This window comes from Epilithonimonas hungarica (assembly GCF_900102265.1).
GTDB lineage: Bacteria > Bacteroidota > Bacteroidia > Flavobacteriales > Weeksellaceae > Epilithonimonas > Epilithonimonas hungarica.
This window is the reverse complement of record NZ_FNBH01000001.1, coordinates 1,338,487-1,359,067: the sequence shown is the minus strand read 5'-3', so window position 1 is coordinate 1,359,067 and position 20,581 is coordinate 1,338,487. Positions and strand designations below refer to the sequence as shown.

Genomic DNA, 20,581 nt, shown 5'->3' with positions numbered 1-20,581 from the left:
AAAAAGATTTTTTTCAATATTTTTGCTAATCTCAATTTTAAATCTAATTATAAATTTTAATATGAAAATAAATCAACTCACTAAATGTGCCGGCATAGGCGTTTTCTTTTTATTCGCAAATGTGAATGCACAATCCAGCAAACAACTGATCAGTAACTTCATTAGAGAAGATGTCAGTTTCCGTAATGCTGTGACACCAGAGTTCAAAATTCTAAATGAGGATAATTCTGCCAGTTTAAGATCCAACATTGTAAATGTTCAGCAATATCATGGAAATACGCCTATTTATCAATCTTTGGCAAAAGCAGTAATAAAAGATAATAAAGTTATTTCTTTCAATAACAATTTTCAAAAAGCGAATCTTACCGTTGTTGCTGACAAGATAGATAAGTCAGAAGCTCTTTCTACTGCACTTAGAGCTTTGGACATCAAAGAAGGAAATTTTGAGCTTGTAGATGAATCAAAGGGTGAAATGGTCAATTTGGCTGATGATAAAGTGGCAAGTATCCGTTTCTTTTTTACTAAGAATAACAGTTTAATTCCAGCTCAGTTATTTTTTATCAACAATACAAAAGAGAACAAGCATTTTTCTGTTCTGGTAAGCTTGGTAAATGGAGAAATTCTTGAGAAAAACAACATGGTTATCGAATGTAATTTCGGTGATGCAGACCGTTTTAGTGAATCAGAGGATAATTCTTCTCATTTGCTGAGCCATTTAAACAACAATCTCAATTCAAAACCAAACCACTCCAAGGCAGTAACCGATGCCAGCTATAATGTATTTGCTTTTCCTGTAGAAGCTCCTACTTTCGGATCCAGATCTATTGTAACAAATCCTTGGGACCCAACTGCATCACCTGAAGGCTGGCATTCTAATGTAACTTTAAATTATACCAACACTTATGGTAATAATGTTTTAGCTTATGTTGATAATAGTGGAACTAATACAGCAGGATTTTCTCCTACAAGTACTACAACAGGAAGCCTTACCTTCGATTTTCCTTTTGCAGAATCCCCTACATTAAGTCAATATGAAAACAGAGCCTCAACTGTAACCAATCTTTTCTATGCAAATAACATGGTTCATGATATCATGTATAAATTTGGATTTACAGAAGCTACAAGAAACTTCCAATCTAACAATTTTGGCAAAGGAGGTGCTGGAAATGATGCTGTGAGAGCAGAAGCACTTGATGGAAGTGGTTATAACAATGCTAACTTTGCTTCTGGTTATGAAATATTGAATAGTAACGGATCCTACAGTACCCAAGCCCCAAGAATGCAAATGTATCTATGGAACTATTACGTTCCATTAAAACAAAGATTATTCTATACAGACCCTGTACTCGCAACCAGACCAGCTGTCAATACAGGTTCCGCCAACTTTGGAAGACAACTGATGGAAACCGGGATCACAGCAGATGTTGTAATACCTTCTGTAGCAACAGGGTGTACAGCTCTTACCGCAGGCAGCCTTACCGGTAAAATAGCCATGGTAAACACTACCAGCTGTGGCTATAATGTGAAAGCAAAGACTGTCCAAGATGCCGGAGCCATCGGAATGATCGTCCATAGAACGGCTTCTAATACGGTTACAGATATTAACGTTGCAAACGTTACAAATGTATCTATCCCTTCTATCATGATTCCTAAAGATGAAGGTGATTTTATAACCTCAGAACTTAATGCCGGCAGAACAGTGAATGTTAATTTAAAAGACTTAGCTGTCGGTTATAAAAACTCTAGTTTTGACAACGGAGTGATCATACACGAATATGGACATGGAATTTCCAACAGATTAACAGCACAAGGATATAGCTGTTTAACAAACTTGGAACAAATGGGAGAAGGATGGTCAGATTTCTTCGCCTTAATGTTGACCAATACTCCTAATTATACTCCTACTACCGGAAGAGGAATTGCTACATATTCTGCCAATAGCGCTCCTACTGCTTTGGGAATCAGAAGTTACCGATACACTACCGACATGAATGCCAATCCATTCACTTATGCCTATACAAATAGTACAGGTGGACAACCGCATGCAGTAGGACAGATCTGGGCAACTATACTTTGGGACCTTCATTGGAAAATGGCTGAAAAATATGGGTACAATTATGATGTAACTGCAGATCCTAATTCTGGAAGCGCAAGAACGTTACAACTTGTAATGGATGGGTTGAAACTACAACCTTGTAATCCTGACTTTGTTTCTGGAAGAAATGCAATTCTTCAAGCAGCCGATTTAGCTGGTGGCGCAGATACCTGCCTTATATGGGAAGTATTCGCAAGAAGGGGCTTAGGTGTTAATGCATCCGCAGGAACTGCTACAAGTATTACCGACCAAGTGGAAAACTTTGCTGTCCCTGGCAACTGCATACTTGCTACGGAGGATATAGCAAAAAATAAAAGTTTCGGAATCTATCCTAATCCTTCAAAAGGAGAATTCTTTATCAAAGCAGCTCCAACAGTTGGGAACGAGACAATCAAAGTTGAAATTCTTGATATGAACGGAAAACTGGTAAAATCTCTTGAAAGAAAGAAAAACAGCTCTGATTCCATCTCCACAAAAGGACTTATCAAAGGTACCTATCTTGTAGTGATAACAGAGAACGGAAAATCTAACGCAGAGAAACTTATTGTAGAATAATTCGAAGATATATTTCTAAACAAAAAAACCTTTTCAGACAAAAGCTGAAAAGGTTTTTTTATGATTTCCCTTAACAAAATTTATCATTTGAAAAGTTTGGTATCAATATTGAAAACTTAACTTTGTATCAATAAATCTTAAATAATAAATGAAAAACAATATTGTAAGATCTTTTTCAATCATTACATTTTTAGGTATCAATCTAATGGCTTCCGGTCAAACAATCGATAATAGGTCTAAGACTATTTTAGATGACATAACCAAAAGCTACAAGAGCAAAAAAAATTCTTACTTCAAATTTTCATATTCGACGGGGAATTCTAAAACAAGTCAAAATCAGACGGGTATTTTTTATTCTGACAATACAAGGTATAAGTTGAAAATAATGGGAACTGAACAGATATTCGACGGAAACAAACTTTACAATATCAATGATGACGACAAAGAAGTTACCATTTCAAAAGCTAATGATGATCAAGTTCATTTTTCTCCATTAAGTTATTTGGACTCCTATAAGAAAGAATATAACGTAAGTTATTCCGGTAAAAAAACAATTAGTGGCATCCCTGTGGACATTGTCAAAATGACCCCGGTAAAAGCTAACGGATTGAAAAGTGTGACCTTATATATCAATTCTCCTCAGAAAAAACTGATCAAGCTTGAACAGCTTTCTACGAATGATGAAATTGCAACCATAACAATAAGCAATTACAAAGAAAATCAAACACTATCTCCTTCATTATTTAGTTTCGACAAAAATAAATACCAAAATTACCTGATAACAGAGTTATAAATATATTTATTCAATAAAAAAAGCATTACAGAAGTAATGCTTTTTTATTTTTTCATTTTATATTCACTTGCACCGGGATATGGCTGAAGGTAACCTAAATTCCAATTGGACTGTAGCAAAGATTCTATAAAAAGATCATCTCTATATTTATGAGGGTCATAAGGTGTTTTCAAACTCACATCAGCAATATTTCCTTTTACATTCCACCAAAAAGCACTCCAGCCGCCTCTCAATTCCTTGATGATCTCATAAACTGTTTTTCCTGTTGCACGGTTCATCAATTTAGCAAAAACCTGACCTTCAGAAGTTGTCAACCCTCTCAACTGTTTCTCATAACTTGCCGCCAATTCGGCTTGTCTTTTTTTCATGTACCGACTTCTGTCAGAACCTTTCAAATTAGCACTTTCTTTCTGAATATCGCGATATTGTTCCAAAGCATCTAGAAATAAAGGATAAACACGATTCAGTTTTTTATTAAGGAAAAAATAGAAATTTCTATCCAATTGATTATTGAAGTGTGGGTTCGCCCTCAACGTCAACTCATCCATTACAATCACCTGTTCTCCATTTATCTTATAGATTTTAGCTTTTTGAGCCTCATCATAATAATATTCATTTCCATATTCATCTTTTTTCAATTTGCTTTTTGGAATATCGTCAAACGATTTGATCTTCAAAGTATCTTGTTGTGAAAAACAAAATACGCCAACAAACATAAAAAGAATTGGAATCAATTTATCAAAATTCATTACTTTTACCTTCATAAAAATTAACAAATCTTAACAACAAAAATCATTCCCTTTACATATGAAATTCGAAAAGAAATCAATTAAATTCTTAGAAGAATACTTAAATACTGCTTCACCAACAGGTTACGAACACAAAGGACAAAAAATATGGATGGATTACATCGAACCTTTTGTTGATAAAATCGAAGTTGATAATTATGGTACCGCTTACGGAATTATCAATCCAAAAGCCGATTTCAAAGTTGTAATAGAAGCCCATGCGGACGAGATCAGCTGGTACGTGAATTACATTACGGATGATGGACTGATCTATGTTATCAGAAACGGCGGTTCCGACCAGACCATTGCACCATCCAAAGTAGTAAACATTCATGGAGAAAAAGGCATTGTAAAAGGAGTTTTCGGGTGGCCTGCAATTCATACAAGAAGTGCCAATCAAAATGAGCCAACACCAAAAATCGAAAACATTTTTATAGATTGTGGTGCAACTTCCAAAAAAGAAGTGGAAGAATTGGGAGTTTTTGTAGGATGCATGATCACATATCCAGATGAATTTTTTGAACTGAATGACAGATATTTCGTTTGCCGTGCATTAGACAACAGAATTGGAGGATTTATGATCGCTGAAGTTGCAAGGCTTCTAAAAGAAAATAAAAAGAAACTACCTTTTGGATTATATATCACCAACTCTGTCCAGGAAGAAGTAGGACTTTATGGAGCAGATATGATCGCTGACACCATCAAACCGAACATTGCCATTGTGACAGACGTGACACACGACACGACAACACCAATGATTGAAAAGAAAAAAGAAGGTGACCAAAAATGTGGTGACGGGCCTGTCGTTTTCTTCGCTCCCAGCGTACACCATACCATCAGAGAATTAATCATTGATACAGCCAAGGAAAAAGAGATCCCATTCCAAAGAGCCGCTGCAAGCAGAGCAACAGGAACAGATACAGACGCTTTTGCACACTCCAACGGTGGTGTTCCAAGCGCACTGATCTCTTTACCTCTGCGATATATGCACACAACGGTGGAGATGGTTTCAAAAGAAGATGTTTGGAATGTTATCAAATTAATATATGAAAGTCTTCTAAAAATAGAACCAACAATGAAGCTGAAATATCATTAATAAAGTAAAAAGTAATTATAAAAATGAAAAATAAACTTATAGCACCTTCCCTTCTTTCTGCGGATTTTGGAAACCTACGGAGAGATATCGAGATGCTAAACAATTCTCAGGCAGACTGGTTTCACGTAGATGTGATGGACGGACGTTTTGTCCCGAATATTTCGTTCGGATTCCCTGTGATGAAAACCGTTCAGCAACACGCCAAAAAATTCGTGGATGTACATCTTATGATTGTTGAACCGGAAAAATATGTGGAAGAATTCATAGAACATGGCGCAGATCTGGTCTCTGTTCATTTCGAAGCTTGCACGCATCTTCACAGAACCATTCATCAGATACAAGACAAAGGTGCAAAAGCTGGTGTTGTTCTCAATCCAGCAACTCCTGTTTTGATGTTGGAAGACATTATTGCAGATGTGGACCTGGTTCTATTGATGAGTGTTAATCCGGGCTTTGGTGGGCAAAAATTTATTCAGAATACTTATAAAAAAATAAGTGAGACAAAAGATCTGATCCTAAGCAACAATTCAACAGCGTTAATACAGATCGATGGTGGTGTGAATCTGGATAATGCTTCCAAACTTTTCGAAGCTGGCGCAGATGTTTTAGTTGCAGGAAATGCGGTTTTCTCTTCTCAAGACCCGGAAAGAACTATTGAGTTACTGAAATTTTAGGAGCTTGATCCCGCTATCCGCTATATCTTTTTTTGCCATGGCTTTCCCTTAGCAAAAAAGGATGCCGCTACTATCGGGGCTATTGACGGTTTAGAAAATAATTGATACAGAAAATAACCCAATGGAAAATTACAACAAAACGATACAAACCTACAATGAAGTGGCCCTGAACTACGAGAACAAGTTTATGGAAATGGATTTGTATAATGATACGTACGATTTTTTCTGCTCATTATTAAACGCAAATAGCGAAGTTTTAGATATTGGTTGCGGACCAGGAAATATAACCAAATATTTTTTAAAGGTCAGAAAGGATTTAAAAATAACAGGAATTGACTTAGCTCCCAATATGATAGAAAGAGCGAAGCTCAATGTTCCAAACGCAAACTTTATCGTCAAAGATGCACTGAAAATCGATGAACTTACACATACATTCGACGGCGTAGTCATTGGCTTTTGTATGCCTTATTTAAACAGAGAGGACAGCTCGAAATTAATCAGATTATCAAGCCAAAAACTGAATCTCAACGGAATCATTTATATCAGTACAATGGAGGATGATTATGGTAAGTCAGGCTATGAAACAACAAGTTTCAGCGATGGAAGGGAAGTTTATGTGTATTACCACCAAGAAGACCATATAAAAACTGAATTAATAAATAACGGATTTGAAATATTAAAAATCGAAAGAAAAGACTATCCAGAACCTGACGGAACGTTTTTGACTGATATGATTTTTATTGCGAGAAAAAAATGAACAGCTCACAATCCTGTTTGCGGAATATGAAATCTACCAGTTATACAAATAAAAATAGGCTGTCACTTTTGATAGCCTATTTTTTTATTTAATTTTCAGAATAAATTAGAAGATCTCCCTTCCAGAAAAATGGAATTGTGCTTCGATCAAAGCATTCTCGTCAGAATCAGAACCGTGAACTGCATTTTCTCCAATGCTTCTTGCAAATAGCTTTCTGATAGTTCCTTCTGCCGCTTCAGCAGGATTTGTAGAGCCGATCACAGTTCTGAAATCTTCAACTGCATTATCTTTTTCAAGAACCGCTGCCACGATTGGTCCAGAAGACATAAAGTCAACCAACTCTCCGTAGAAAGGTCTTTCCGAATGTACTTCGTAGAATTTTTTAGCATCAGCTACAGTTAACTGAGTCAATTTCAAAGCTTTGATTTTAAAACCAGCCTCGCTGATCTTTCCAAGAATCGCTCCAATGTGTCCATCCGCTACTGCATCTGGCTTAATCATGGTAAAAGTGATTTTTCCTGACATTTTTTATTTATTTTTTTTTAAGAGTTGCAAATTTACAATATTTTTTACTTATGTTTGCAAACGGAAATTCTTTTTCAAAGAGTCGTTTTTTCTGGCACAGTATTTGTTACTTTAATTTCGATTCTCATGTTTAATTTGAGTTTTCATGGTTATTAGTTTTTACCCCAACTTCGGTTGGGGTTTTTTATTTTTAAGAATTATGTGAAGTAAAAAAAACCGCCAAACAAATAATTTGTTTGGCGGTTTTTTTTGTAATTGATTTAAATCAATTTGATATTTATCACGCTCTTTAACCAGCGAATCGCAGCAGCCCGGCCTGAGTGGAGCTCATCCGCCAGAGGCGGATAGCGGGAACGGAGGACGGATCAAGCTGCCCAAATGGTTCGATGTAGTCAAATTCTAGTCACCTTGATCTACAAATGCTAATTCATCTGGGTTTTTTACTGGATATTTTTCTGTAAAACATCCGAAACAATGATTTGGTGAGCCTAAAATATCAACCAAATTGTCAACGCTCAAAAATTCCAAACTGTCAACATCCAGATATTTTCTTAATTCTTCCTTATTCATATTGGCAGAAATCAGGTCATCTTTTGTAGGCGTATCAATTCCCAAAAAGCAAGGTGCAATAATCGGTGGAGAAACACTTCTGAAATGAATTTCCTTAACGCCCGCATTTTTCAAGATCTTGACAAGACGTTTAGACGTCGTTCCCCTTACAATTGAATCATCAATAATCACGACTCTTTTATCCTTCATCTCGGAAATGATCGGATTGAGTTTTAGATTAACAAAATGCTCTCTCATCTCCTGAGATGGAATGATAAACGAACGTCCAATATATCGGTTCTTGATCAAAACCGGTCTAAAAGGAATACCGGAAGCTTTGGAAAATCCAATCGCAGCAGGAACTCCGGAATCCGGGACTCCAATTACAATATCCGCCTCAACAGGTGCTTGTTCCCATATCTTCATCCCGGATTTCTCTCTCACTTCATGAACATTGATGCCTTCCAAAGTAGAATCTGGTCTTGCAAAATAGATATATTCAAACGCGCAGATCTTGTTAACGCAATCGTCTTTTACAAGATAAGATTGTAAACCATCTTCATTATCACTCGTATAAACAATCTCGCCAGGAAGAATATCGCGTACATATTGTGCTCCTACTCCATCCAAAGCACACGTCTCGGAAGCTACAACGAATGTATTTTCATCAATTGCTCCTAAAACCAAAGGTCTGATCCCATTAAAATCACGGAAAGCAAAAAATTTGTTCCTTGTAATCCCAACAACAGAATAAGCACCTTCGATTTTTTCCATCGTTGCTTTGATCGCACCTCTAAGTCCTAAATCCAAATTTTTCTGGATCAGTCTCAGAATAACTTCGGTATCAGAAGTCGCACGAAAAACAACCCCCTCATCTTCTAGTTCTTTTCTAAGTTGTTTTGCGTTGGTAAGATTCCCGTTATGGGCTATGGAAAGTATGATCTGGTCGTATTCATTCTTCGCAAAAAACGGCTGAAAATTATACTTCTTTTTGTCTCCTGCAGTTGTATATCTTGTGTGCCCGATAACGGTACTTCCCATATATTGCTGAGGTTCTTCAATCGTCTTGAAAACATCCAGGACCAAACCCTCATCTTTTACAGAAAGGATTTTCCCATTGTTACCAACTGCTATTCCACAAGCTTCCTGTCCCCGGTGCTGCAAAGCGAACAGCCCGAACTGAGACAAAGAAAATGTATCCAAATTCTCTGTAGAATGCAATCCGAAAATCCCGCATTCCTCTTCCATTTTATCAAAAGGATAATAAGCTTCCTTTTCTTCTTTGGAAAGATGTTTGGTCTCTTCGAATTCCTGATAGCGGTTTTGGAAAGCATATTTTGGTAATGTGCTATATTTTTGAAATTCTAAATCCATTTTAATTTTTCTCGGATTTTACTTTTCTAGAGCAGTTTGTAATCTGTCAAAAATCTCAACATAAGCTTCCGTGATCTCGCCCAAATCTCTTCGGAATCTGTCTTTGTCAAGCTTTTTCATTGTATCCTTGTCCCAAAGTCTGCAAGTGTCCGGGGAAATCTCGTCTGCTAAAACAATTTTACCATCAGAGGTTTTCCCTAACTCGATTTTGAAATCAACCAGGATAACATTCATCTTATCAAACAAAGCAATCAAAAGGTCGTTGATCTTGCCTGTCAAAGTGTACATCTCCTTCAATTCTTCGAAAGTTGCTGCTCCTAAAAACACAGCGTGATAATCGTTGATCAACGGATCACCTAATTCGTCTTTTTTGTAGCAGATATCGAAAATCGTAACTGGAGATTTGGTTCCCTCTTCTACGCCCAATCTCTGAGCCATACTTCCCGCAGCATAATTACGAACAACCATTTCTAATGGAATGATATCCACTTTTTTAACTAATTGTTCCCTGTCATCCAATTTCTCAATGAAGTGTGTCGGGATTCCGTTTTCGATAAGATATCCGAAAATAAGTGTAGAAATCGCATTGTTCAATTCGCCTTTTCTATCGAATTGGCCACGCTTCTGTGCATTGAAAGCTGTAGCATCGTCTTTATAACGAACAACGACCTCATCAGGGTTTTCGGTAGCGAAAACCTGTTTAGCTTTACCTTCGTAAAGCATTTCTTTTTTTTGACTCATAATGTTTCATTTTTTTAAAAGGAACTCGCGAATCACTTCGATTTCCAATTAAACTTTTTACTGTTAGATTTATGCACAAATTTACGAAATTTTTACATTAAATTCGGTTTTGTAAATATTGAGTTCATAACGCATTATTGAAACGGAGAATCTTAGCAGCCCGACTTGAACGGAGCTCTTTTTCTTTTTTTGTAAAAAAAGAAAAAAGCGGGAGTGGAAGGCGGATCAAGCTGCCCAAATTATAAAACAAAAAAGTCTCTTATGAAAAGAGACTCTTGAAATAAATTTTATTTTTTGATAAACTTGATTGATTTACCGTCAATATTCAGAATGTAGGTATTTGGAAGTAATGAGTGGACATCAATTGATTTTTCGCCAATAAACGGATTGTGGATATTTTTTATCAATTTTCCAGAAAGATCATAGATCTGTGCAGATTTCGCTTTTCCAACATCACCCGTAATATTGATTCTATCAACAACTGGATTTGGATAAATATTGAAATACGGGTTACAGTTCACGATATCATTAACCGCCAAAATGCCCAGACCTTGACAATAATCCGAGGCATAAGTTGTCCATTCGCTAATATCAAAAGTAGCTGTAGGATTGATAGTATTCGAGTTTCTGTAAAGTGACTTGTTGGCATTCGCATTATCCTGACCTTTGATACCAATCGCATCTACCGTTCCGGATTTGTAAGAGAGGTCAACATAATTGCTTCCTGAAAAAGTAAGAGATGGCGCTGCTGTTACGAATTTTGCATTGGAAACATTGAAACAACTGAAATTAGCATTCGGATTAATAACCACGAAGCTTTGATCATTTTCTATCTCGCCTTCCAATTCAAATGGTTCTCCAAAATAATAAGCAGTTCCTTTGTATTGGATGTATAATTTGTAACCATTCAGGTTGACCTTATGCCCTGTCCGATTAGCTATTTCGAAAGCTTTATTATTCCCGGTTCCTTCAAGGTATTTGACTATCTGCAGGTCTTTTGCAAAACCGTCTGTAGATAAAGTTGTAATATTCAAAGTATTACTTTGAGGACTTTCCAGATATGCATTGTCATAAGCTTTCACTGTAAAATTGTAAGTTGCATCCGGAACCAGATGGTCCGCAGAGAAAGAATTGGTTTTTGAAGTCCCTATCAAAACACCATCCTGATAAATTTTATATCCTAAAACATCAGGTTCCGTATTCGCTTGCCAAGCCAAGTTTACAAAATATGCGGAATTTCTTTCCAACATAAGAGAAGATGGAGCTGCTGGCGCAATATTATCCGGAGTTTGATTCCAGATCAAATTAGCCCATTCCGGATGGTCGATGAACGGATTCCTATTTTTCTGAATATTAAAAACCGAGTTATTCCTGTCAATCTCTCTTTGCGAAACAGGATCCAGCTGATGCCAATTGAGAAGCATCGCGATGTACCAATTCTCATAAGATTTTTCTTCCGTCCCATCCAAAGGGTTTTGGTCTTTTGTAGGATCCGCAGCGTTTGTCGTATAATTGAAACTTCCTAATTTACCTTCATACCTTACAGCAAAATATAATAATGACCTTGCAATGTCACCTTTGAACTCATCAATTGGCTCAAAGACCCTTCCTGTATAAGTTGCATTCGGTGTTCCGTTAGCGGCTTGTTTTGACCCATTGGTAAAATTATAATAAACCGTAGAACCTGCTTTTCCGTAAGGATAATTACTTCTCAACTGATTGATCCTTGCATCTGTAGGAATTACAAAAAATAGGTCCGAATACATGGGATAAGCACTATTAAAAGAACTTTGAGGCATCATATGTTCACGATTCCAACCCAAGCCTTCCGCATTGGCGCTCCCGATGATATTATTTAATGTATAATGATAAGCTGTAGTTCCTGTTGGGTTATTAGAATAAATATCCAGCAAATAGGTTGTATTACTGGCATCGTAATCATAATACTTATCAATGTCCGTCTGTCCATACAACGTTTTCAGATCTTCATAATTCCAATTGTATGTTTTTGTCGAAATAATATCATGTAGCTTGGTCTTCAGCATATAACCTGTCAAATTCTCTGTTCCGGAATAATATCCTTCCGGAGCTTGAGCAGATATGAAAGCAGGGAAAACAGCAAACGCAAATAAGTATTTTTTCAGCATATCGATATTTTTAAATATGGGTCATAAAAATATCATTTTTTTACAAGACTCTCTTTATTTTTTTGAATTTGAATATTAATAATTATTTACAAATTGTTTCAAAATAAAAAAATCCCCATTTAAATGGGGATTTTTTTATTTATTTAATATTTAAAATTATTCTCCGGCTATAATGTTATGAAGAGTGACCTTCAAACTTTCAAGTTGCTCTTTTTTACCGTCCAATTTATCATAAGTATCTTTCAAAAGAGGATTTTCTCGACTTGGGGAATTGAAGAACGCCAAATTATTTTCCAATTGAACAACTTCTGCTTCCAAGTCGGCAATTTGATTTTTTATTTTTCTTGCTTTATCTGTTAATTGGCTCTCGGAAAGATTTTCCTCTTTCAAATCAAACTCATTGATCTTATTGAGTTTCAATTTCTCTCTAAGCGTTTTGTTGAATTCTGTATTGATCGACAATTTATCTTTCGGAACCTTCCCGATTGCATTCCATGCATTTTTGATGTTTTCTATCTTTTCAACAGAACCCTCTTCGTCCGTTAAAGCTTTTAACTCATCAAGAAGCGCTTTTTTGTTCTTATAATTCTCCTTCCAGTTATCACCTACAGCATTATTCTTTTCTCTATAATTTTTAAAGAAGGTATTACAAGCATCACGGAAATCATCCCAAACTTTATTAGCCTGGCTTCTAGGTACATGTCCAATTTTCTTCCAATCTTCCTGTAATTTTTTGAAAAGCGGAACAACAATATCCCAATCCTCAGAATTCATATTATCCTGAGCCGTTCTTATAAGAGCTAGTTTCTCTTCCAAATTATGAACCTGAGAACCCTTTAAATTTTTATAAAAATCATTTTTTGCCGTATTGAAATCCCTTAAGGCCTGTTTGAAATCTGTCCAGTTCTGATTGGACAATTTTTTGGGAACAGGTCCTAATTTCAAGAATTCTGTACGCAGGTCCTCTACTCTCTTTATAGCTTGCTGCCAAAAGGAATGATTGATATTTTGTGGCGCCGACAAGGTTTTCAGTTCCTCGACAATTTTATTTTTCTTATCCAGATTATCTTGTTGCTCAGTTTCCAGAACCGCTATCAATTCAGACTTTCTCTCATGGATCTTATTGGAAATTTCTTTAAATTCTTCCCAAGTTTTTTCGCGGAATTCTTCTGCTACGGGCTCTGCTTCTTCTTTCCAAAGCTTGTGCAGATATTGCAATTCATTCAATGCTTTTTGAACCACTTTTTCGTCCAACAATTCTTTTGCTCTTTGAATGATATGCTGTCTTTTTTCAAGATTATGGGCAAATTCCTGTTCAAGATATTCCTTGTTAAGGTCCAACATTTCATTGAACATTTTCAAATGGTGGAAATAGTTGTTATTCAGATTTTTGAATTCAGATTTTGCAACTTGACCAGCATTTCCCCAAGCCTCCTTCACTTCTCTTATCGATTTAAAAAGATTGACGCCTGGCTCAGAACTGGTATAAAGATTTTTAAGCCTTTCAATAATTGATAATCTTTCTTCCAGATTTTTCTGATGGTCAGCTTCCTGGGCCTTATGGAATTTATCAAGTTTTTCCTTGTAAATATTGACCAATGCTGACAGCTTGGATGCTTGCGGATGATGGAATTCGAAGTGTTCTTCCGGATTACCCTGTTCAAGATATTCGTGCTTTTTGTCCTCAACTTCGTCCGCCAATTTATGATTAGCATGGTCTCTGAGCGCATTGAATTTTTTCGAAAAAGAAGATGCATCGTCTTTGTTCACGATAGTCTCCATTTCATTCAAAGTTTCTTTCAAAGAAAGGTCAGAATAGTTTTCTTCAGCAAGTTCGATTTCCTGATGTTCAGTTTCTGTTTCCGATTTTTTTTCTGAAGTCACTTCTTCTTCAGAAAGACTTACTTCAGAATTTGGAGTTTCAGTTTCCGAAACTTCTCCTACAGTCACTTCCTCTACTGATTGATTTTCAGAAGGATTGACTTCAGAATTAAGTTTTTCGTTTTCAGGATTTTCGTTTTCAATACTCATAACAAGGCAAATTAATTGACAAAAACAACTTTTAAATGCACTAAATTAACTGTTTTTTACAGAAAACACCAAATATAAACACTAATTTTCCAAAAAAAACATTAAATATCTACCGAGATTCCTAGATAACATTTAAAAATCAATAATTACTTGACAAAGGCCTTCTGATATCGTATCTTTGCACCTCTTAAAATTAACCTAACGGGCATTGCCCGTTCAAAACAAATAAAATCCGTAAATTTTATGAAAACATCTGATTTTAATTTCGATCTTCCAGCAGAATTATTAGCCGAACATCCGTCGGAAAACCGTGATGAGGCAAGATTGATGGTCCTTAACAGAAAAACTGAGACCATCGAACACCGTCTTTTCAAAGATGTCATTGATTATTTTGATGAGAAAGACCTTTTTATTTTCAATAATACCAAAGTTTTCCCTGCAAGATTATTTGGCAACAAAGAAAAAACGGGCGCCAAGATCGAGGTTTTCTTATTAAGAGAACTTGATGCTGAAACCCGTGTTTGGGACGTTCTTGTAGATCCTGCGAGAAAAATAAGGATCGGTAACAAACTATTCTTCACAGAAGATGAATCCTTGGTTGCGGAAGTTATCGACAACACAACATCCAGAGGAAGAACGCTTAGATTCTTATTCGATGGTTCTTATGAAGAGTTTCGTGCAAAATTGACAGAACTTGGAGAAACCCCACTTCCAAAATACATCAAAAGAGATGTTGAACCGGAAGATGCAGAGAGATACCAAACGATCTATGCAAAAGTAGAGGGTGCTGTTGCTGCCCCAACTGCAGGTCTTCACTTCTCAAAACATTTGATGAAGAGATTGGAGATCAAAGGAATCGATTTTGCAGAGATCACGCTTCACGTTGGTTTGGGAACTTTCAATCCGATCGAAGTTGAAGATCTTTCCAAACACAAAATGGAATCTGAAGAAGCCATCATCGATGAAAAAAATGCTGAGATCATCAATAAAGCTGTTGAAGAAGGACGCAGAGTTTGTGCCGTTGGAACAACCACAATGAGAGCCCTTGAAACATCCGTTTCTTCTAACAAAAAGATCTCGGCTTACAGAGGTTGGACAAACAAATTCATCTATCCACCTCACGAATTTGGTGTTGCCAATGCAATGATCACCAACTTCCATACGCCTAAATCTACTCTAATTATGATGATCGCTGCTTTTGCCAACAAAGATTTCATCATGAGAGCATACGAGGAGGCAATCAAAGAAAAATATAAATTCTATTCTTACGGAGACGCAATGCTGATCCTTTAAGAAATTAAGATCTTAAAAATAGAATGCTCAACTTTAACAGTTGAGCATTTTTTTATGTCTTGTATTTTAATTAATTTCATCAGATGAAAATACTTCAGCTTTTAGCATTATTATCGATTGGACTTTCCTGTTCACAAACTCAGGAGAATTTTTCCACGATCACTTCTTTACCGAAAAAAATAAAAGAGGCTTCGGCTTGTGAAATCTCGAAAGTTTCCCCTTTGATATGGACAATTGAGGACAATCACAATCATAATATTCTTTTCGGTTTTAATGAGAAAGGAGAATTGATCAAAAAAATAACCATTTCTAATGTTGAGAATAATGACTGGGAGGATTTGACCTCTGATGACAAAGGCAATATCTACATTGGCGATTTTGGCAACAATGATAATGACCGACAGAATTTGGCCATCTATAAGATCAACGCTTCGGATTTGAATAAAGACGAAGCCAAAGCAGAATCGATTGTCCAGTTTTATTATCCTGAACAAACCGAATTTCCGCCAAAGAAAAAAGACCGGATCTTTGATGTGGAATCATTCTTTATCCATAACAACAAGTTCTATCTTTTCACAAAAAACAGAAGTTCAAAATTTGATGGAACAACAGTTCTTTATGAAGTTGATAATAATTCTGCTCAAAAATTACCTGCGAAGAAAATTGGGAGTTTTGTGACTTGTGACCAGTTCAATCATTGTGCTGTGACAAGCGCAGACATCAGCCCAAATAAAGATAAAGTTGCAATTTTAAGTTCCGACAAAGTCTGGATATTTACCAATTGGAAAGGCAATAATTTCTTCTCAGGAAACGTCGAAAAAATTGAACTGAACCATCACACTCAGAAAGAAGGATTATGCTTCAAAGATGAAAACACGATCATGATGACGGATGAAGGTGATAAAAAAATTACAGGAAATCTTTATCAATTGAAGTTGAAATAATTATCTAGTAAACGCATACAGCAACATATCCGTAAGGACTTCCTGTCGTTTTCTGTAATCATTCTTCAGCAAACCTTCAAACTCGAAATTGCAGAATTCCGCAACTTTTTTGCTGGCGATATTGTCTGGTGCAATTTTCATAAAGATTCGAACAAATTCTTTTTCATTCATACAGAAATCACGAAATGCTTGCAAAGCCTCGTAAGAATATTTGTTGCCTGAAAAATCATTGAAAATAAAATAAGCCAACTCACCTTTCGGAACCGTCCAATCGATTTCCCGAATAGAAATATGTCCAATCAATTTATCTGATCCTCTGAGGAAAATCCCGAAGTAAAAACCTTCATTATTTCGACAACTTTCAATTTTCTTTTGGAAATATAATTTTGCTTCTTCTAAAGTTTTGGTAACACTCAAAGTTCTTGAAAAATAATCTTCAAAATAAGTCTTATTACTTTGAAATTTAATATAGAATTCTTCTACAAAATCCAACGAATAGGGTTTCAAAATAAGACGTTCAGTTTCTATCATTACATCATTTTAAAAAGTTCCACCAATTCCAATAACTAATCTTCCACCATCAGAAGAATTGAAATAAGAAGCATTCAAAGAAATCGCGTCAACTGCATTCAACCAAAATCCTCCACCATAAGAATTGTGCCATTTGTTGGAACTTTCATTCGGATTCCAAACTCTTCCTAAATCAAATCCACCGAAAAATCCATAACTTAAAGGTAAGATCGAGTTCTTTATTTTCCCGACTTCATATTTCAAATCCGTGGTCTGAAAGAAAGAATTCTTCCCGTAAAAACGATTGAATCTGAAACCTCTCAAATCATTATTTCCACCCAAAGTTGACATTTGATAAAACTCGTAACCGTTTCCGAAGAGCCATTTTGCTTTCGCATAAGAAGACCAGACCAATCTTTTATTTGTCGTTAAATAATGTAAAAACCCAAGTCCGGTTTCGAACGAAGTATATTGTTTGTCCGTATTTTCAAGATTCATATTGTAAACTGCCTTGATATCGAATTTCATTCCCAGTTTCGGATTGGCTTTGTTATCATAATTTTCATAATTAAAGGATACATCCGCTCCTCCAAATTGTTTTGATTGGAAAACATCATCGTTTACAACATTTGGCAAAGAAATATAACGGTCTGCTGTTTTATCGATCTTCAGCACTTCATATTTCAGTTTTGCAGAGAAAGTTGATGCATTTTTGTTCCAATTAATAGACGGAGAAAATGCGAATTCTTTCGCTCTCACATTCGTAAATCGGTTTCCAAATTCTTCATTCAAATTAACCGTTTCGTTCCCAATTCCGTAGAAATTTCGGATATAATGTGAACTCGTAACTCTAGCATCAAAACCATAAAACCAACCACCAGTCAACTGTGGAAAAATCCCTTGGTAAGCCAATTCATAACCTTTGGTCCCTGTAAAATAATTGGCCTTTATCTGATGTTTTTGGGAAAAAGGATTTTGCACAAAATTATTCACAATATAAGTTCCGACAACACCAAAAGAAAGCGCATCATCCGGATTAAAACCAAGATTTGGCATTACAAGAGTGCTGTTATATTTCGGTTTTTTGTAATTATATTGATTGACGTCATAATCGTCAGTTAAAGTCACGCTTGCATTTCCTTTGTTTTCAAAGTTATTTTTCTTGCTCTTATAGTCGTAGATCTTCAAGTTCTTAGCATTGGAAACTATGTATTTATCTTCGTCCAAACCACCTAATAATCTGACTTTGATACTCGATTTTGATTGTCCTTCCACAACAAATTCGTCATCATCCGAAAGAGCATAAATCCAAATTTCTTTGGTTTCTTTTCCGGAATAAATCTTGGAAGATTCCAGCTCTTCACTTGATTTTTTCAATCGATAGATTTTGACTTCGGTTTCGTTGTTTGGCAATCTTGTGACAACAATTTTATCTTTTTTGTCCGTTCCTGTCAGCATCACTTTTCTTTCTAAGAATTTAACATATTCCGAAGCATACTTTTTCAAATCGTCTTTACGAATCAATAATTTCTGAATCAAATCTTCGGAAACTTTATCCTGAGTTTCTTTCGGCAGATTTTCAAATGCTTTTCTGATATCATTTTCAGTTAAGTTGCTTTGAATAAAATCTGCAACATCAAGCCAATCTTTTTCACCAGAATTCTTTGTGAAAGCCAAATCCAAAGGATAAGGTTCACGATTGAACCACTTCACATCTCTGATTTTTTCATCAAATCCCTGCATATGCCGCAGGTCCGGAATTTTCATTACTAAGGACAAAATCAGTCCGTCATATTTTGAAAATGCCTGATCTCTATCTTTCGGAATCGGGCTGTAAATCACGTTTCCGTTTTCTTTTTTCTCTTCGAATTTCCATTGGTCGTGATGTCTGTCCCAATCGCCAATCAGCATATCGAACAAGCGTGCTTTTATCCAGGATTTTTCATCCATTTTATACTTTTCATCTTTGGCAAGATTCATGATGACTTCGTCTGTTCCGATAACTTTGTTTGGGTTTTCCTCGGTTTCCATTGGTCGGTCTTCGAGATAATATAATTCATCACCAAAATTGTCATTGAAGTTTTTCAAAGTCTTCTGTTTCGGAATATAAAAAAGTTCCGGTGTCGTATGACGAATTCCCAATTTATCTGACATTTCACCAATTGCCAAAGGCGTGTAAGGATGAGAAGTCGTGTAAAAATCCAGTAAAAATTTGTCTGCATAACTTCCGTCAAAATCATCTACAACATATTGATTTTTGAACGCAACAGCCTGCAGAAATCTCACTCCACTTTTTTTGAGCGCTCTGATGACATATTCGTTCCCGGCTTTGGTTTCCAGACGAAGCGACTTGGTTTGATGTCCACCTCCTGCCCTATCGGTTTTTACACCTCCGAAAAGCGTATCCAAAGCCAGATTTTTCACACCGATTTTTTTAGAATAATAATCTCTGTAATGTTTTCCCCAAAGAAATTCGTAGAGCTTACTTTTCTTGGTCATCGATGAGTCGTAAATCGAAGCTTTCGTATATTCTGAGAAATTTTTCGGATAATCTTTAGAAGCTTTTTCTTCGTTCCCAAGAACTGTTTTCCTGAACAATAATTCCGATTTGTCCGGATCAAGGTTATAAAAACTAACTTCAGCATTTCCTGATTTTGAAATTTTCAGTTCAGCATAACCATTTTTCCCAAATGAAAAATCATTTTCTTTAACCGCTTTTGCAGATTCGGTTTTGGAGCCTGCTCCGCTGATGATCTGTCTGATGTCGCCTTGCTCGATGTATTGCAGATTGTGGTCGTGACCGGAAACTACGACCACATTCTTCCGTCCGCCAATCAAAGTTTTAAGCCTATCGGACAAATTTTTATAATTCTGATTGCTGATATCCTGATGTGTGATTCCGCCAGTTGCTCTTGTCAAATTGATGATTGAACCTAAAACAGGCAATGGAAATTTATTCTCAAAAGGGAAAATCTGCTTTTCCCAAGAATAATATCCACCGTGAGAACCTTGTGTAATCAAAGGATGATGCGTTGCAACAACGATTGTTTTGTTCTGATTTTTATTCAATTGGTCTTCGAACTCTGTGTAAAAATCTTCGCGGGTTTTGATGTCGCACTTTTCATTGATATTCGGATTCTTGTTCCAGTCCGCCAAAACCCATTCTGTATCAACTAAAATCAATGTTAGTTTTTTGTTGATTTTTCTGGTTTCAATTGGACAACCGTTTCTAGGTGCAAATGTATTTTTGTCTCCAAATTTTTCTGTCACATAATCTTCTTCACGTTTCAGACCTTTGATTCCGTTGTTATACCAATCATGATTGCCCGGAATGAAAATCGTCTTTCCTTTGAATTGGTTGGACAATGAGATCTGGTTATCCATTTTTTTCTCAGCCAAACCTCTTTCTTTATCTTCTTTTTTTGGCATTCCGTCCGGATAGATATTATCGCCAAGGAAAATAATCGTGCTATTTTCAGAAGCTTTGGACAATGAATCTTTTAGAATATTCATATTGTGAAAAGCGTTGTCCTGGTCAAGATTTCCGGCATCGCCAACCAAATAAAATGTGTGAATAATACTGTCTTTTATGGTTGAATTCTTTTCAAAATTTTTGACGTTCTTTCCGTAATCCGCTTTTTGAACTGCGCAGGAAACGGCAGTCAATGAAATTAAAAAGAAATAATAGATGTTCTTCATTTTTTATATG

At 36.0% G+C, this 20,581-nt stretch carries 15 protein-coding genes; 7 read left to right on the top strand and 8 right to left on the bottom strand.

What is annotated here, in order from left to right; genetic code table 11:
* Positions 1–61: 61 nt before the first annotated feature.
* The gene (locus BLT30_RS06260; RefSeq protein WP_089872411.1) at positions 62–2,650 is read left to right on the top strand and encodes a T9SS-dependent M36 family metallopeptidase; all 2,589 of its coding nucleotides are present in this window, start codon (positions 62–64) and stop codon (positions 2,648–2,650) included.
* A 148-nt stretch (positions 2,651–2,798) separates the two neighbouring features.
* Positions 2,799–3,443 carry an outer membrane lipoprotein periplasmic chaperone LolA1 gene (locus BLT30_RS06255; RefSeq protein ID WP_089872409.1) on the top strand — a complete coding sequence of 215 codons (645 nt, stop codon included), beginning with the start codon at positions 2,799–2,801 and terminating at the stop codon, positions 3,441–3,443.
* Positions 3,444–3,487: 44 nt separating this feature from the next.
* Here the strand turns inward: BLT30_RS06255 and BLT30_RS06250 are convergent, their stop codons facing one another.
* Positions 3,488–4,192 carry a DUF4294 domain-containing protein gene (locus BLT30_RS06250; RefSeq protein WP_089872938.1) on the bottom strand — a complete coding sequence of 235 codons (705 nt, stop codon included), beginning with the start codon at positions 4,190–4,192 and terminating at the stop codon, positions 3,488–3,490.
* A 58-nt stretch (positions 4,193–4,250) separates the two neighbouring features.
* Here BLT30_RS06250 and chrP point away from each other — a divergent pair, with 58 nt between their 5' ends.
* The 3 genes from chrP to BLT30_RS06235 all read left to right on the top strand — a co-directional run bounded on the left by chrP (position 4,251) and on the right by BLT30_RS06235 (position 6,758).
* Entirely contained in the window at positions 4,251–5,327 is a 1,077-nt protein-coding gene (chrP, locus tag BLT30_RS06245; RefSeq protein WP_089872407.1) for a chryseobasin maturation metalloprotease ChrP, read from the top strand.
* Positions 5,328–5,350: 23 nt separating this feature from the next.
* Positions 5,351–6,001: a ribulose-phosphate 3-epimerase gene (rpe, locus tag BLT30_RS06240; protein WP_089872405.1), complete on the top strand. Its 651-nt coding sequence runs from the start codon at positions 5,351–5,353 to the stop codon at positions 5,999–6,001.
* Positions 6,002–6,122: 121 nt separating this feature from the next.
* Positions 6,123–6,758: a class I SAM-dependent methyltransferase gene (locus BLT30_RS06235; protein ID WP_089872403.1), complete on the top strand. Its 636-nt coding sequence runs from the start codon at positions 6,123–6,125 to the stop codon at positions 6,756–6,758.
* 105 nt (positions 6,759–6,863) lie between these two features.
* Here BLT30_RS06235 and BLT30_RS06230 read toward each other — a convergent pair whose 3' ends face one another.
* The 5 genes from BLT30_RS06230 to BLT30_RS06210 all read right to left on the bottom strand — a co-directional run bounded on the left by BLT30_RS06230 (position 6,864) and on the right by BLT30_RS06210 (position 14,125).
* A complete protein-coding gene (locus BLT30_RS06230; RefSeq protein ID WP_027382598.1) occupies positions 6,864–7,283 on the bottom strand; it encodes a nucleoside-diphosphate kinase in 420 nt (139 codons plus the stop codon).
* A gap of 399 nt (positions 7,284–7,682) precedes the next feature.
* On the bottom strand, positions 7,683–9,206 hold the full coding sequence (gene purF / locus BLT30_RS06225) for an amidophosphoribosyltransferase (protein ID WP_089872401.1): 1,524 nt from the start codon (positions 9,204–9,206) through the stop codon (positions 7,683–7,685).
* An 18-nt stretch (positions 9,207–9,224) separates the two neighbouring features.
* On the bottom strand, positions 9,225–9,947 hold the full coding sequence (purC, locus tag BLT30_RS06220) for a phosphoribosylaminoimidazolesuccinocarboxamide synthase (RefSeq protein WP_089872399.1): 723 nt from the start codon (positions 9,945–9,947) through the stop codon (positions 9,225–9,227).
* A 287-nt stretch (positions 9,948–10,234) separates the two neighbouring features.
* On the bottom strand, positions 10,235–12,094 hold the full coding sequence (locus BLT30_RS06215) for an endonuclease (RefSeq protein ID WP_089872397.1): 1,860 nt from the start codon (positions 12,092–12,094) through the stop codon (positions 10,235–10,237).
* 156 nt (positions 12,095–12,250) lie between these two features.
* Positions 12,251–14,125, bottom strand: coding sequence for a DUF349 domain-containing protein (locus tag BLT30_RS06210; RefSeq protein ID WP_089872395.1), 1,875 nt, complete (start codon positions 14,123–14,125; stop codon positions 12,251–12,253).
* A 243-nt stretch (positions 14,126–14,368) separates the two neighbouring features.
* Here BLT30_RS06210 and queA point away from each other — a divergent pair, with 243 nt between their 5' ends.
* Positions 14,369–15,418 carry a tRNA preQ1(34) S-adenosylmethionine ribosyltransferase-isomerase QueA gene (gene queA, locus BLT30_RS06205; protein WP_089872393.1) on the top strand — a complete coding sequence of 350 codons (1,050 nt, stop codon included), beginning with the start codon at positions 14,369–14,371 and terminating at the stop codon, positions 15,416–15,418.
* A gap of 83 nt (positions 15,419–15,501) precedes the next feature.
* The gene (locus tag BLT30_RS06200) at positions 15,502–16,362 is read left to right on the top strand and encodes a hypothetical protein (RefSeq protein ID WP_089872391.1); all 861 of its coding nucleotides are present in this window, start codon (positions 15,502–15,504) and stop codon (positions 16,360–16,362) included.
* Here the strand turns inward: BLT30_RS06200 and BLT30_RS06195 are convergent, their stop codons facing one another.
* Complete coding sequence (locus BLT30_RS06195; RefSeq protein ID WP_089872390.1) at positions 16,363–16,893, bottom strand: GNAT family N-acetyltransferase; 531 nt, start codon at positions 16,891–16,893, stop codon at positions 16,363–16,365.
* Between the two features lie 9 nt (positions 16,894–16,902).
* Positions 16,903–20,571 (bottom strand): metallophosphoesterase, encoded by a 3,669-nt coding sequence (locus tag BLT30_RS06190; protein WP_089872388.1) that lies wholly within the window; start codon positions 20,569–20,571, stop codon positions 16,903–16,905.
* Positions 20,572–20,581 lie beyond the last annotated feature (10 nt).